General features: G+C 73.1%; 16 protein-coding genes. 4 read left to right on the top strand and 12 right to left on the bottom strand.

All coding sequences use genetic code 11. The features are described 5' to 3' along the window. Nucleotides 1-131: 131 nt before the first annotated feature. Nucleotides 132-254 carry a type B 50S ribosomal protein L36 gene (ykgO, locus tag ACZ7MY_RS18185; protein WP_018562490.1) on the bottom strand — a complete coding sequence of 41 codons (123 nt, stop codon included), beginning with the start codon at nucleotides 252-254 and terminating at the stop codon, nucleotides 132-134. A 115-nt stretch (nucleotides 255-369) separates the two neighbouring features. On the opposite strand from ykgO, the gene ACZ7MY_RS18180 reads away from it, so the two are divergent. Beyond that, the gene (locus ACZ7MY_RS18180; protein WP_499602931.1) at nucleotides 370-888 is read left to right on the top strand and encodes a DUF1003 domain-containing protein; all 519 of its coding nucleotides are present in this window, start codon (nucleotides 370-372) and stop codon (nucleotides 886-888) included. Here ACZ7MY_RS18180 and ACZ7MY_RS18175 read toward each other — a convergent pair. Beyond that, a complete protein-coding gene (locus ACZ7MY_RS18175) occupies nucleotides 883-1263 on the bottom strand; it encodes a hypothetical protein (protein WP_499602929.1) in 381 nt (126 codons plus the stop codon). The two genes, ACZ7MY_RS18180 and ACZ7MY_RS18175, sit on opposite strands and share 6 nt — an antisense overlap. Before the next feature lie 22 nt (nucleotides 1264-1285). After that, the gene (locus ACZ7MY_RS18170) at nucleotides 1286-1477 is read right to left on the bottom strand and encodes a hypothetical protein (RefSeq protein WP_499602927.1); all 192 of its coding nucleotides are present in this window, start codon (nucleotides 1475-1477) and stop codon (nucleotides 1286-1288) included. Nucleotides 1478-1685: 208 nt separating this feature from the next. Between ACZ7MY_RS18170 and ACZ7MY_RS18165 the strand changes: the two genes are divergently transcribed. Next, nucleotides 1686-3452, top strand: coding sequence for an ABC transporter ATP-binding protein (locus ACZ7MY_RS18165; protein WP_499602926.1), 1767 nt, complete (start codon nucleotides 1686-1688; stop codon nucleotides 3450-3452). A 138-nt stretch (nucleotides 3453-3590) separates the two neighbouring features. Here ACZ7MY_RS18165 and ACZ7MY_RS18160 read toward each other — a convergent pair whose 3' ends face one another. After that, nucleotides 3591-3824, bottom strand: a complete 234-nt coding sequence (locus tag ACZ7MY_RS18160) for a hypothetical protein (protein ID WP_499602924.1) — start codon at nucleotides 3822-3824, stop codon at nucleotides 3591-3593. Nucleotides 3825-4112: 288 nt separating this feature from the next. Here ACZ7MY_RS18160 and ACZ7MY_RS18155 point away from each other — a divergent pair, with 288 nt between their 5' ends. Both ACZ7MY_RS18155 and ACZ7MY_RS18150 read left to right on the top strand, forming a co-directional pair. Next, a complete protein-coding gene (locus ACZ7MY_RS18155) occupies nucleotides 4113-5312 on the top strand; it encodes a PP2C family protein-serine/threonine phosphatase (protein WP_499602922.1) in 1200 nt (399 codons plus the stop codon). 233 nt (nucleotides 5313-5545) lie between these two features. Continuing rightward, nucleotides 5546-5704 (top strand): hypothetical protein, encoded by a 159-nt coding sequence (locus ACZ7MY_RS18150; RefSeq protein WP_499602921.1) that lies wholly within the window; start codon nucleotides 5546-5548, stop codon nucleotides 5702-5704. A 131-nt stretch (nucleotides 5705-5835) separates the two neighbouring features. On the opposite strand, the gene ACZ7MY_RS18145 is transcribed toward ACZ7MY_RS18150, so the two are convergent. From ACZ7MY_RS18145 to ACZ7MY_RS18110, 8 genes are all read right to left on the bottom strand, one after another. After that, nucleotides 5836-6297: a DUF5990 family protein gene (locus ACZ7MY_RS18145; protein ID WP_499602920.1), complete on the bottom strand. Its 462-nt coding sequence runs from the start codon at nucleotides 6295-6297 to the stop codon at nucleotides 5836-5838. 2 nt (nucleotides 6298-6299) lie between these two features. Further along, a complete protein-coding gene (locus tag ACZ7MY_RS18140; protein ID WP_499602918.1) occupies nucleotides 6300-6674 on the bottom strand; it encodes an ASCH domain-containing protein in 375 nt (124 codons plus the stop codon). 66 nt (nucleotides 6675-6740) lie between these two features. After that, complete coding sequence (locus ACZ7MY_RS18135; RefSeq protein ID WP_499602917.1) at nucleotides 6741-7700, bottom strand: carbohydrate kinase family protein; 960 nt, start codon at nucleotides 7698-7700, stop codon at nucleotides 6741-6743. Next, the gene (locus ACZ7MY_RS18130) at nucleotides 7697-8686 is read right to left on the bottom strand and encodes a zinc-dependent alcohol dehydrogenase family protein (protein ID WP_499602915.1); all 990 of its coding nucleotides are present in this window, start codon (nucleotides 8684-8686) and stop codon (nucleotides 7697-7699) included. The genes ACZ7MY_RS18135 and ACZ7MY_RS18130 overlap by 4 nt, the downstream gene beginning before the upstream one ends. Next, the gene (locus ACZ7MY_RS18125) at nucleotides 8683-9534 is read right to left on the bottom strand and encodes a carbohydrate ABC transporter permease (protein WP_499602913.1); all 852 of its coding nucleotides are present in this window, start codon (nucleotides 9532-9534) and stop codon (nucleotides 8683-8685) included. The genes ACZ7MY_RS18130 and ACZ7MY_RS18125 overlap by 4 nt, the downstream gene beginning before the upstream one ends. Continuing rightward, on the bottom strand, nucleotides 9531-10505 hold the full coding sequence (locus ACZ7MY_RS18120) for a carbohydrate ABC transporter permease (protein WP_499602912.1): 975 nt from the start codon (nucleotides 10503-10505) through the stop codon (nucleotides 9531-9533). The genes ACZ7MY_RS18125 and ACZ7MY_RS18120 overlap by 4 nt, the downstream gene beginning before the upstream one ends. Nucleotides 10506-10512: 7 nt before the next feature. After that, nucleotides 10513-11907, bottom strand: a complete 1395-nt coding sequence (locus tag ACZ7MY_RS18115; protein ID WP_499602911.1) for an ABC transporter substrate-binding protein — start codon at nucleotides 11905-11907, stop codon at nucleotides 10513-10515. A gap of 115 nt (nucleotides 11908-12022) precedes the next feature. Next, nucleotides 12023-12784, bottom strand: a complete 762-nt coding sequence (locus tag ACZ7MY_RS18110; RefSeq protein ID WP_499602910.1) for a DeoR/GlpR family DNA-binding transcription regulator — start codon at nucleotides 12782-12784, stop codon at nucleotides 12023-12025. Nucleotides 12785-13046: the final 262 nt, after the last annotated feature.

Below are 13046 nucleotides of genomic sequence, written 5' to 3'. Positions count from 1 at the left end.
AAAACACTTTGACCTACCTTTAGCCCTCCCCGGGAAGGGGAAGGGGGAACACGAAGGGAAGGGGCCCCCCTTCCCCTGAGGGGGAAAAACCCCCCCGCGCCCGTGGTGTTCCGGGGCTCGGCCCGCTGAGGTCAGCCCTGGCGGGCCTTGAAGCGGGGGTCCCTCTTGTTGATCACGTACACACGGCCGCGACGGCGGACGATCTGCGAGCCGGGGGCGTTCTTGAGGGAACGCAGCGAGGCACGTACCTTCACCGGTCGCCTCCTTTCGGGCGGTTCTTGATCCGCCCATGCCAACGCAGGGAGGGCGCGGTTTCTTCCCGGCTTCCCGGTGCCGTCGCCGTGGCGGGCCGAAAGCAGAATGAGGGGCATGAGTTCCCCCGCCGACGGCACCGCCGTCCCCACGCCGCCGCGCCCGGTCGTCCGCTCCCCGCACGAGCGGGTCCTCTTCGCCCGTGGGAGGGGTGCCCAGGACCGGGTCGCGGACGTGATCACCGCCTTCGCCGGCTCGATGGCCTTCGTCTACGTCCACATCGTCTGGTTCACGGTCTGGATCCTGCTGAACCAGGGACTCGCCGGGCCGGGCGGGGTATTCGACCCCTACCCCTTCGGGCTGCTCACCATGATCGTCAGCCTGGAGGCGATCTTCCTCTCCACCTTCGTCATGGTCAGTCAGAACCGGCAGGCCGCCCGGGACAACATCCGGGCCGACCTCGCCTTCGAGACCAACGTGCGCTCCGAGGTCTGGACCGCGCACATAGGCCAGGCCCTCGGCCTCGACCCCGAGGAGGTCGAGCGGAACGTCCAGCGGCTCGTCGCGGAGAGCCGGGCCCGCATGGGGGTCACCTCCCCGGCGGCCACGCCGGACGCGGTGCCGCCCGCGTCATGAGCGGCCCTCGTCCCGGTCCGCGCCGGCGGGGTCGGCGCCGCCCACCGGCCCGGGGCCGGTGAAGTCGGGGCTCGAGTACCCCGGCCCCTCGAAGCCGGGCGATTCGAAGCCGGGCGATTCGAAGCCGGGGGACTCGAAACCGGGCGACTCGAAACCAGGGGACTCGAAACCAGGGGACTCGAAGCCCGGCTCCGTGATGACCGCGACCTCCGGCTCCGGGACCTCGTACTCCGGGATCCGCGGGGGCGGCGGAACCGCTGCGCCGTCCCCGGTGTCCGGACCGGGGACGTCGGCGGACGTGGAGAACCCCGGACTGGTGAAACCCGGGCGGCGCTCCGGCCCGGCCCCGGACCCCGTGTCTCGACGGTGCGTCATGTCCGTTTCCCTCCCCGAGGGCTCAGCGCCCCCGCCGGCGGTACCCCGACCAGCGCCCGCCCGCGCCCGAGCCGACCCCGCCGAGGTGCGCGGCCAGCAGCGTCAGCCCGACCAGCAGCAGGCTCGTCGGGGTGAACACGTCCTCCGTCGCCGTCCCGGTGGCGTTGATGACGAACGCGACCGCGAAGACGACGGCCGCAACGATGGCCAGCATCGGCCCTCCCAGTGGTCCGGGGGCGCGCCCTCGCGCCGCCCCTTCACCCACCGTGTGCCCCGGGAGCGGCCACCCAGTCGGCCGGGACCGGTCAGCGGGCCCCGCGCGGTGTCCGTGGGAGCGCTCACGGCCTAGGATTCCGCGGTGACCGGACGATGAGCCAGCGCCGTCTCATCACCCCGCGCCCTCGTGCCCCCGGAGTCCCCGCATGGCGTCGCCGCACGGCCCGCTCGACCACCGCTACCGCGGTGAGCACCCGATCCGCACCCTCGCCTACCTCTTCCGCCACGACCGCGGCCGACTGGCCCTGGCGGTGCTGGCGTTCATGGTCAAGCACACCCCGATCTGGCTGACACCGCTGGTCACCGCGCAGGTCATCGACGTCATCGTGCAGCACCGTCCGCTGTCGGGCATGCTGCTCGGCACCGGTGTGCTGCTGCTGATGCTGCTCCTCAACTACCCCTTCCACCTGCTGTACGTGCGCTGCTGGTACGGCAGCGCCCGCCGTACCGGCACCCGGCTGCGCTCCGCGCTCTGCCAGCGCATGCAGCAGCTCTCCATCGGCTACCACACGAAGGTCAACTCCGCGGTCCTGCAGACCAAGGTCATCCGGGACGTCGAGGCCATCGAGCAGGCGGTCCAGCAGACCGGCGACATGGGCCTGTCCGCGCTCGCCACGCTGCTGGGCGCGCTGGTGGTGATCACCGTGCAGGCACCGTCCTTCCTGCCGGTCTTCCTGGTCGTGGTGCCCGCGACGTCCGCGCTGGTGATGTGGTTGCGGGGACGGCTGCGCGAGTCCAACGAATCGTTCCGCCAGGAGGTGGAGCAACTCTCCTCCCGGGTCACCGAGATGACCACGCTCATCCCCATCACCCGCGCCCACGGCCTGGAGTCCGCCGCACTGCGCCGGGTCGACGGCACGCTCAGCCAGGTGCTCACCGCGGGGCTGCGCCTGGACCGGCTCAACGGCCGCTTCGGCTCCCTCGCCTGGATCGTCCTCAACGTCCTCGGCGTCTGCTGCCTGCTCGGTTCCGCGCTCGCCGCCTACCACGGCTGGCTCGGCGTCACTCCCGGCGACGTGGTCATGCTGACCACCTACTTCTCCGCCCTGACCGCCGCCGTGACCACCCTGCTCAGCCTCACCCCCGTGGTGAGCAAGGGGCTGGAGTCGGTGCGCTCGGTCGGCGAGGTGCTGCAGGCGCCCGACCTGGAACAGAACGCGGGCAAGGCGGAGGTGGCCGCCGTGCGCGGGCGGGTGGACTTCCAGGGCGTCGGCTTCACCTACGACGACGCCGCCGGCCACTCGGTGCGCGACTTCTCGCTCTCCGTCCGCCCGGGCGAGACCGTCGCGCTGGTGGGCGCCTCGGGGGCCGGCAAGTCGACCGTCCTCAACCTCGTCATCGGCTTCCTGCGCCCCACCGAGGGCCGGATCCTGCTGGACGGGGCCGACATGGAGGACCTGGACCTGCGCAGCTACCGCCGTTTCGTGTCCGTGGTGCCCCAGGAGTCCATCCTCTTCGAGGGCACCATCCGGGAGAACGTCGCCTACGGCATGCCGGGCGTCCCCGAGGAGGCGGTGCGGGAGGCCCTGCGGGCCGCCAACGCCCTGGAGTTCGTGGAGCGGCTGCCGGCCGGCCTCGGCACGGTCGTCGGGGAGCGGGGCGCCCGGCTGTCCGGCGGGCAGAAGCAGCGACTGGCCATCGCCCGGGCGCTGATCCGCGACCCCCGCGTGCTGGTCCTGGACGAGGCGACCTCCGCCCTCGACTCCCGCTCCGAGGCCCTCGTCCAGCAGGCGCTGGAGCGCCTGGTGCGCAACCGCACCGTCTTCGTGGTGGCCCACCGGCTGTCCACCATCCGCAACGCGGACCGCATCGTCGTCATGGAGGACGGGAGGATCACGGAGGTCGGCGCGCACGATCAACTGCTGCGCTCCGGCGGGCCGTACGCCGCACTGCGCAGCGCCCAGACCGCCTGACGACCGGACGCCTGACGACCGGACGCCTGACGACCGGGACCGCCCGACGGCCCGCCCGGCGCCGGGGTCCGCACGCGCCGGTGGCGCCCTCCGTGCGGACGGAGGGCGCCACCGGGGTTACGCGGGCCGGGCCGCGGGTCAGCGGCGGTGGTGGTTGACGACGTGGTGGTGACGGTGCAGGCGGTGACCGTGCCAGCGGTGGTGATGACGCTTGCCGTGGTGGCTGTGGTGACCGCGGCCGTGGTCGCCGTGCGTGGCGTGCGTGCCGTGGCCGCCGAAGGACTCCGGCGTGACGGCACCGGCGCCCGCCGCACCGCCCAGGACGACGGCCACGGCCACACCGACCGCGGCAACGAAACGGGAAACGCGCATGGATCGACTCCTGTCTCCGCGGGTGCCGTGGGCACCCGTGACGGGTGGGACACGAGAAGCCTCGGGCCTCGGCGTGCCCGACGAGGTGCGGCACGCCCGTTTTGGCACTCGATTTGCTGGAATATGACGTTCTGCGGAACCGGCGGCTGTAGGCGATCCGGGGAGGCCCGTGCGTGCCGGTCCCCCGTGGAGCCGCAGGTCAGGGGCGGTGCGATGTTTCGGGCGTGGCGCCCGGGGCAGGGGACCCCACGTTCCGGCCCCGCCATGGGGGCGGCGCACCGACAGGCGATGGTGGCGGTGGACGACACCGGCTTCGGCACCCTGCTCAGCGGACTCCTGCAACGCTCGCACGAGGTCGCCCCGGAGGACTGGGGCGCCACCCTCGCACGTGCCGCGCACGAGGTGGGCCTGGACGACGTCACGGTCCTGCTCGCCGACGTCCAGCAGGCCCGGCTCGTGCCCCTGTCCGGCGAGCCGGGCTCCGGAGCCCGCCGCGCCGTGGCCGTCGACGGCACGCCGGCGGGTGCCGCCTACCGGACGGTCTCGCTGCGCCTGAGCGAGCGGGACGACCGGATCACGATGTGGCTCCCCCTCGTCGACGGGGTGGAGCGGGTCGGCGTCATGGAGGTCACCGCCCACCGGATCGACCCCGAACTGCTCTCCCGCTGCCGGGCGCTCGCCGACGTCACGACCCTGGCGCTGGTCTCGAAGTCGGGGTTCAGCGACGACCTGCTGCGGCTCGTCCGCAGCCGTCCCATGACCACCGCCGCGGAGCTCGTGTGGGCGTTCCTGCCGCCGCGGACCCTCGGGACGGGAGAGGTCACCTCCAGCGCCGTGCTGGAACCCGCGTACGAGATCGGCGGCGACGCCTTCGACCACAGCCTCCACGACGACCACCTGCACCTGACCGTCCTCGACGCGATGGGCCACGACCTCGCCTCGGGGCTCACCGCGGCCGTCGCGCTCGCCGGCTGCCGCGCGGCCCGGCGGGCCGGCGTCGACCTGGGCGAGATCGTCAAGACCGTGGACGAGACGCTCGCCAAGTGGATCCCGGACCGGCTCGCCACCGCGGTCTTCGCCGATCTTGACGTCCGAAGCGGCCAGTTCGCCTGGGTGAACTGCGGCCACCCGCCGCCCCGGCTGATCCGTGCCCGGCACGTCGTCACCGGTGCCCTGGAACGCGAGGCCGAGCTGCCCCTCGGCCTCGGCCCCGACTACGGCGGCCGGCCGCGCACCGTCCACTCCACGCGCCTGGAACCCGGTGACCGCGTCCTGGTCCACACCGATGGCGTCACCGAGTCCCGCGCCGAGGGCGGCGACGACTTCGGCGAGCGGCGCCTCACCGACTACGTCGTGCACGCCACCGCGCTCGGCGACCCCGCGCCGGAAGTCCTGCGGCGACTCGTCCACGCCGTCCTGGCGCACCGGCACGGCCGCCTCGACGACGACGCCACCGTGTTGCTGGCCGAGTGGCACCCCACCCGCTGATCCCGCGTGCCCGGGCGGTTTCCGCCGCGCCGTGCGGGGCAGCCGCACCTCGACGGGTGGTCCCGTCCGCGGGACGGCGGACACGGCCGGTGCCGGGGCCGGTGCGCAGTGCGACCGGCGCCGGACACCGTGCGGATGCCCCGGACGAACATGTCCAGATCCGGAATGTATGTCGTGTAAATCACGTTCGAATGGGTATGCGGTTTCGAGAAGACATGAGGAGGCGCCCAGCCGTGGACACACGCAACGGCCACCCGACCATCACCCGCATCCCCCGAGACCAGCAGATACGTACGTGCCGGCCTGCTGTACTGAAGGAGGGCCGGGGCAATCCGCCGCAGCGGGAGCCCGACAGCGGCAAGGACTGGAACATCGTCAGGGGAGAGGACTGAGGGGCCCGGACCCCGAGTGACCGAGCGGGACCACTGCCCGGCGCCGGTGGGAAGGCGTAAGCGGTCGTGCGGACCGTGGGCGCGCCCACCGGCGGGGTGGTGGTCCCGTTCTCCAGTCCCGATGACCTCGGTCAGTCCGGCCGGCCCCCCGCGTCGGGCGTCCCCGCCGACCAGGTGACGAGCGGTGGACGCACGGCCGCGCAGAGCGGCCCGCCCCGGGCGTCGGTCAGGCCCAGCCGCCCGATGAGCGTCCCGGACCGGACGGCGGTACGCAGGATGCCGGGCTCGACGCCGTCGAGCATGAGCTTGGCGCGGCGGAACATCGTGAAGTCCCCGGGCCCCGCCACCGTCCCCCAGGACAGGTAGACGAAGCGTGCGCCCGGACCGCCCTGGATCCAGGGGCCCGTGACGTCGGGCCCGTCCGGGGTCTCCCGGACCCGGCAGTCCAGGTCCCACGTCGCCTCCGCCGCGTCTCCGGGACGGGGGTCCAGCGGTTCCGCCGGACGGGCGCGGCGCTGCACGGCGACGTGGACGCCGCAGTGGCCGCCGAAGGTGCGCCCCGGCAGGTCGTGCGCCTCGACGCGGATCCGCACGCTCAGCCGCCCGCCGTGACGAGCCGGAACGCCCGGCACACCACGGGCGTCGCGTCCTCGACGGGAGTGCCCGCCCGTTCCCAGGAACGGCGGTGCCTGGCGCGCCAGTCGGCGAGGGAGGCGTCGCCCTCGGCGGCGGCGTGCTCCCACGTCACCTCGGCGAAGGACGTCACCTCCACGCGGCCGACCTCGATGACGCCGACGCAGCGGCTCTCCCGGTCCAGCAGGGCCGGCCGCTCGCCGACGAACTCCAGGCCCTCGGTCTCCTCGACGTACTCGGACAGCAGCCCGGTCGTCGCGGTCCTCCGGCCCGCGAGGACCGGGGAGTCGAGCTCGTCCCGCAGCGCGTCGGCCGTGCCCGGTTCCCTGGAGCGCATTCCGTCGACCCGCGGCCACATCGTCGTACCGCCCCTCGGTGCGTGGGAGTGCCGTCGGCCGGATCATCACACGGCGGGCGCCACCTCCGCCAGGAACGGCGGGTCCGCACCGGCGCGCCCGCAGGTCAGAGCCGCGACCCGCGCGGCGAGTTCCAGGGCACCGGCCACCGCCTCCGGCACGGGTCCGCCGTCCTCGGCCGCGTGCAGCCGTCGCCGGGCCGTCGTCCCGCCGAGCAGCCCGGCGGAGAGGAGGCCGGCGAGCAGGCCCGCCATGAAGGCGTCACCGGCGCCGATCGTGTCGACGACGTGCACCCGGTGGCCGGCGACGCGGTGCCTTCCGTCCGCGCCCCAGTGGGCCTCGGCGCCCGCCGCGCCCCGGGTGAGGACGACCAGGCGCGGACCGCCGCGCGCCCAGCCGGCCGCGACCTCCGCGGGATCGCGTCCCGGGTGCAGCCACCGGAGGTCCTCCTCGCTGGCCTTCACCACGTCGGCGAGCGCCACCATCCGTTCGACGCGCGGGCGTTCGGTCTCGGGCGGGCCGAGCAGCGCGGGTCTGAGGTTCGGGTCGTACGAGACGGTGTGCCCACGGCGCCGGACCGCCGCGACCAGGGCGAGCAGCCGTCCGGCGCCCGGTTCGAGCGCGGTGGCGATCGAACCGGTGTGGAGGTGCCCCGGCACGTCGGACGGTCCGACCGGGGGCAGGTCCCACACGATGTCGAACCGGTACGCGGCGCTGCCGTCGCCGTCGAGTTCGGCCCTGGCCGTGGAGGTGGGGGCATGGACGACCGACCCCGGCAGCAGCCGCACCCGACCTTGCGTCAGCCGTTCCACCAGTGCGTCGCCGTGCGGGTCCCGGCCGATGCGGGTGGCCAGGGTGACCGGGTGCCCCAGCCGGGCGAGCCCGAGCGCGGTGTTGGCCGGGCTGCCGCCCGGGTGGGCCCGCGCTGACCCGTCGGGCCCGACGACCACGTCGGTCAGCGCCTCGCCGGCGACCAGGGTGCCGGGCGCGGTCACGGGCCTGGTCACGGCTGCACCAGGATCTTGCGGCCGATGCCCGCCTTGAAGCGTTCGATGGCTTGCGGGTAGTCGGTGAGCGGGAAGCGGTCGCTGATGAACACCCCCGGGTCGAGCACCCCGGCGGCGAAGAGTTCGGCGGCCCGCTCATAGCTGTGCAGGACCGCCATGGAGCCGGTGATGGTGATCTCCTGGTTGTAGATCCGGTACGGCTCGATGACCGCGCGGGCGGCGTAGTCGGCGACCCCGAACTGCAGGAAGGTGCCGCCCCTGCCGACCCGTTGCAGCCCGTCCTGGATCGCGGCGGCGTTGCCGGTGGCGTCCACGACGACCTCCCAGCCGCGCGGGCGGAGGATCTCCTCGGCCGAGGCGGCCGTGCTGTCGCAGCCCAGCAGGCGTGCGGTGGCGAGCCGTTCGGGGTTGACGTCGACGACGTCCACGCTCGCGGCGCCCGTGCGCTTGGCGAGCTCCAGCATCATCAGGCCCATCGTTCCCGAGCCGTAGATCAGCACATGGGCGCCGAGCCGCGTGCGCAGCACGTCGTAGCCGCGCACGGCGCAGGACAGCGGCTCGATCAGCGCCGCGTCGGCGGTCGCCACGTGGTCGGGCAGCACCACGCAGTTGGCGACCGGCGCGACGGCGAACTCGGCGGCGCCGCCCGGTTCTGTGACCCCGATCGCGGCCCACCGCTCGCACAGGTTGCCGCGGCCCTGGCGGCAGTAGTGGCACTCGCCGCAGTGCAGTGAGGGGTCGACGGCGACCCGGGCGCCGACCGCCACCTCCGTGACGGCCGAGCCGACCGCGACCACCTCCCCGGCGAACTCGTGGCCCGGCACGATCGGCAGCGTCGGTGCGAACTCGCCCTGCAGGATGTGCAGATCGGTTCCGCACAGCCCGCAGGCCGCGACCGCGACCACCACGTCACGAGGCCCGGGGGCGGGGTCCTCGACGGTGGCGAGCTCGATCTTCCCGGGCTCGGCGATGACGACTGCCTTCACTTGACGGCTCCCAGTGACAGGCCCTGGACCAGGCGGTCCTGGGCGGCGAATCCGGCGACGAGGACGGGCAGGGACACCACGACGGCCGCGGCGCAGACCTTGGCGAGGAAGAGTCCCTGACTGGTGACGAAGGAGGTGAGGAAGACCGGCGCGGTCACCGAGCGGACACCGGTGAGCACCCGGGCGAAGAGCATCTCGTTCCAGCTGAAGATGAAGCAGATCAGCGAGGTGGCGGCGATGCCGGGGGCGGAGACGGGGATGACGATGCGGCGGAAGACGGCCGGCAGCCCGGCGCCGTCGATCGCGGCGGCCTCGAGGATCGCCACCGGGATCTCGGCGAGGAAGGACCGCATCATCCACACCGCGATCGGCAGGTTCATCGAGGTGTAGAGCAGGACCATCAGCCAGACGTTGTCGAGCAGCCCGAGGTCCTGCGCCACGAGGTAGACCGGCAGCAGTCCGGCCACCGCGGGCAGCATCTTCGTCGACAGGAAGAAGAACAGCACGTCGGACCACGTGCGGACGGGCCGGATCGACAGCGCGTACGCGGCCGGTACCGCCAGTGCCAGCACCAGCAGGGTGGAGACCAGGCTCGCCGTGGCCGAGTTGACCAGGGCGGGCCAGGGGCTCGCGCCGGTCGAGGCGCCGAAGAACTCGCGGTAGCCGTCCAGGGTGAGCCCGGCGCCGAGGGAGGGCGGGTTGGTGGCGGCGTCCGTCTCGCTGTGCAGCGAGGTCAGCACCATCCAGGCGATCGGCAGGACGAACAGCAGGGCGGCGGCCCAGGCGACCAGCCCCCACAGGGAGCCGGAACGACGCCTGCGGACACCGGGCGCGGCCACGGCGCTCATGAGGACTCCTCCTTCAGCAGCGTCGACACCAGGCGCAGCGCGAGGGTGGCGACGACGATGGTCCCGGCGACCACGACGACGCCGGCCGCCGACGCCCGTCCGTAGTCGTGCGCCTTGTAGAAGGACTCGTAGATCGTGTACGGCAGGTTGGCGGTGCCCAGGCCGCCCGAGGTGAGGGTGAAGACCGCGTCGAAGTTCTGCACGATGTAGATCGAGCCCAGCAGCGCGGCCAGTTCGAGGTAGCGCCGCAGGTGGGGCAGGGTCAGGAAGCGGAAGACCTGCCAGGCGTTCGCGCCGTCCACCCGGGCCGCCTCCACCGCCTCCGTGGAGCGGCTCTGCAGCCCGGCGAGCAGGATCAGCATCATGAACGGGGTCCACTGCCACACCAGCGACGCCCCGATGGCCCCGAGCGGCATCGAGGTGATCCAGTCCGGCTGCGGCGGGCGTTCGCTGCCGAACAGCTGCCACAGCCAGGTCAGCGCGCCGTTGAACAGCCCGTACTCGGGGTTGTAGAGGGCGTGCTTCCACAGCAGCGCCGACGCGACCGGGACCAGCAGGAACGGCGCGATCAGCAGGGTCCGCACCAGCCCGCGGCCGCGGAAGCGCCGGTCGAGCAGGAGGGCCAGGCCCAGTCCCAGCAGGAGGCTGACGAGGACGACGCCGGCCGTGAGCCAGACGGTGGTCAGCACGGAGGCCCGCAGGTCGGCGTCGCCGAACACGTCGGCGTAGTTGGTCAGTCCCGTGAAGCCGCGCCGGTCGGGGTAGAGCGCGTTCCAGTCCATGAAGGAGATCACCAGTGTGGCCACGAAGGGCAGTTGGGTGACGACCACCATGAACACCAGCGCCGGCATCAGGGGTGCCCGGCGGGCCCACGCCGCGGCCCGGCCGGGGCCCGCGGCGCGGGCCGGCACCGCCCGGACCGCCGCCCGGCCGCGCACCTCCTCGGTCACGGTGCTCGACGTACCGGTCATGGCCGAATCACCCGTTCCGGTACTGGGCGGCGACCTTCTCCGCGAGCTGCTGGGACTTGTCCAGCGCGGCGTCCACCGAGGTGCGCCCGGCGATGGCCGAGGCGATCTCCTGCGAGACCTTGGTGCCCAGGTCCGGGAACTCGGGGATGTCGACGAACTGGATGCCGAGCGTGGGCCGCGGCTGGACGCCGGGGTCGCGCGGGTCCGCGCCTGCGATCGCCTCCTCGGTGGCCTTGGCGAACGGGCCCGCCACCTTGAGGTAGTCCGCGTTCTCGTAGGTGGAGGTGCGCTTGCCCGCGGGGACGCGGGCCCAGCCGAGCTTCTTGCCGACGAGCTCCTCGTACCCCTTGCCGGACGCCCAGGCCACGAACTTCGCCGCGTCGTCCTGGCGCTTGCTCGCCTTCTGGATGCCCCAGGCCCAGGTGTACAGCCAGCCGGAGCTGTCGGTCCTCACCACGGGGGCCGGGGCGTAGCCGACCTTGCCGGCGACGGGGGAGTCGGCGCTGTCGAGGATCCCGGCGGCCGAGGTCGCGTCGTACCACATGGCGGTCTTGCCCTGCTGGAAGGCGCCGAGGCACTCGGCGAAGCCGGCCTGCGGCGCGCCCGCCTCGCCGTGCTCGCGGACCAGGTCGACGTAGAACTTCGTCGCCTCCTTGAAGGCGGGCGCGTTCACCTGCGCCTGCCAGTCCTTGGTGAACCAGGTGCCGCCGAAGGTGTTGACGACGGTGGTCAGCGGCGCCATCACCTCGCCCCAGCCGGGCAGTCCGCGCAGGCAGATGCCCTTCATGCCGGACTCGGCGCCGTCCGCCTTCGCCGCGAGGTCGGCGACCTGCTGCCAGGTGGGCCGCTCGGGCATGGTGAGGCCCTTCGCCTCGAACAGGTCCTTGCGGTACATCAGGAACGACGACTCGCCGTAGAACGGCTCGGCGTAGAGCTTGCCGTCGGCGCCGGTCAGGCTCTCCCGCATCGACGGGAGGACGTCCGCCTGGTCGAAGTCCGGGTCCTTGGCGACCGTGTCGTCCAGCGGGGCCAGCCAGCCGTTCTTGCCGTAGATCGGCGCCTCGTAGTTGCTGATGGAGGCGACGTCGTAGGTGCCGGCCTGGCTGGAGAACTCCTGGCTGATCTTGTCGCGGACGTCGTTCTCCGGCAGCACGGTGAAGTTGACCTTGATGCCGGTGCTCTTGGTGAAGTCCGAAGCCGTCAGCTTCTGCAGGTCCAGCATCTGCGGGTTGTTGACCATCAGGACGTTCACGGAGGCGCCGCCGCCCCCGTCGTCCCCTCCGCTGCCGCCCGCCCCGGCGCAGCCGGTGGCGAGCAGGGCCGCGCAGGCCCCGAGTGCGGTGAGCGGGACGGTGGGGCGGCGCCGTGGCGCCCTTCCGCGGTCGGTGTCGGTCCTGGGCATGGGGAGGCCTTCCTGTGAGGGGGAACCCTGCGGCGCGCCGGCGTGCCGGGCGCTTCGGGGTGTGCCGGGGCGACCTGCGGCGGCTCGCGCGCAGGCTGGACGGAGGTGCGGTGGGTCAGACGCGGATGACGTTCGGGCCGAGCAGCGAGTAGCGGTGGGCCTCGGGGGCCGGCAGGCCCGTGTCGGTGACGATCGTCTCGAAGTCGCCGATCTCCGCGAACCGGCAGAAGCTCGAGGCGCCGAACTTGGTGTGGATCCCGACCAGCACGCGGCGCCGCGCGGAGCGCACCGCCTGCGCCTTGACGTCCGCGACGACGGGATCGGGGGTGGTCAGGCCGAAGTCGCGGGATATGCCGTTGGCCCCCATGATCGCCAGGTCGATGACGAAGGAGGACAGCATCTGGGTGGCCCAGGAGCCGACGGTGGCCAGGGTGCGGCCCCGTACCCGGCCCCCGAGCAGCAGCACGGTGGTCTCGGGGGACTGGGCGACCGCCGCCGCGGTCGGCAGCGAGGCGGTCACCACGGTCAGCGGCCGGTCGGTGGGGAGCAGCGCCGCCAGCAACTGCTGGGTGTAGCCCTCGTCGACGAAGACGGTCTCCGCCTCGCCCAGCAGCTTCACCCCCGCCGCGGCGATCCGGCGCTTGCCCTCCACCTGGTGGGTCTCGCGGCGGGCGAGGTCGGTCTCGAAGCCGGCGCTCTCCACGGGGTACGCCCCGCCGTGGGTACGGCGGACGAGTCCGCGCCGCTCCAACTCGCTCAGGTCGCGGCGGATCGTCTCCGGTGCCACCTTGAAGTCCGCGGCCAGCGCCGTGACCTCCACCCGTCCGGCCTGCCGCACCAGCGCGAGGATCCTGTGCTGCCGTTCGTCGCCGCGCATGGCCGCACCTCCCTGGTCCCGGTTCCGTCATGGCCGTTCGGGCATCGGCCGCCCGTTTCTGCCCGCCCGAGATTTATACCGCCGGGGGGAGCGGGGCGGTCAGCCCGTACAAGGGCGGAGTACGCCCGTTTCTGCCCGCTCCCGGAAGGGGGGTGGCGCAGGTCAGCGGGGGTGCGGCGGGATCACGCCAGTGAGTTTGCGGGTTTTTCTGCGTTTGGGTGATCATCGGTGGTGTCCGGCCGGCGGACGACGGGAGTGGGGC

Source organism: Streptomyces sp. NPDC111520 (assembly GCF_055635295.1).
This window is presented reverse-complemented; position numbering and strand designations above follow the sequence as displayed.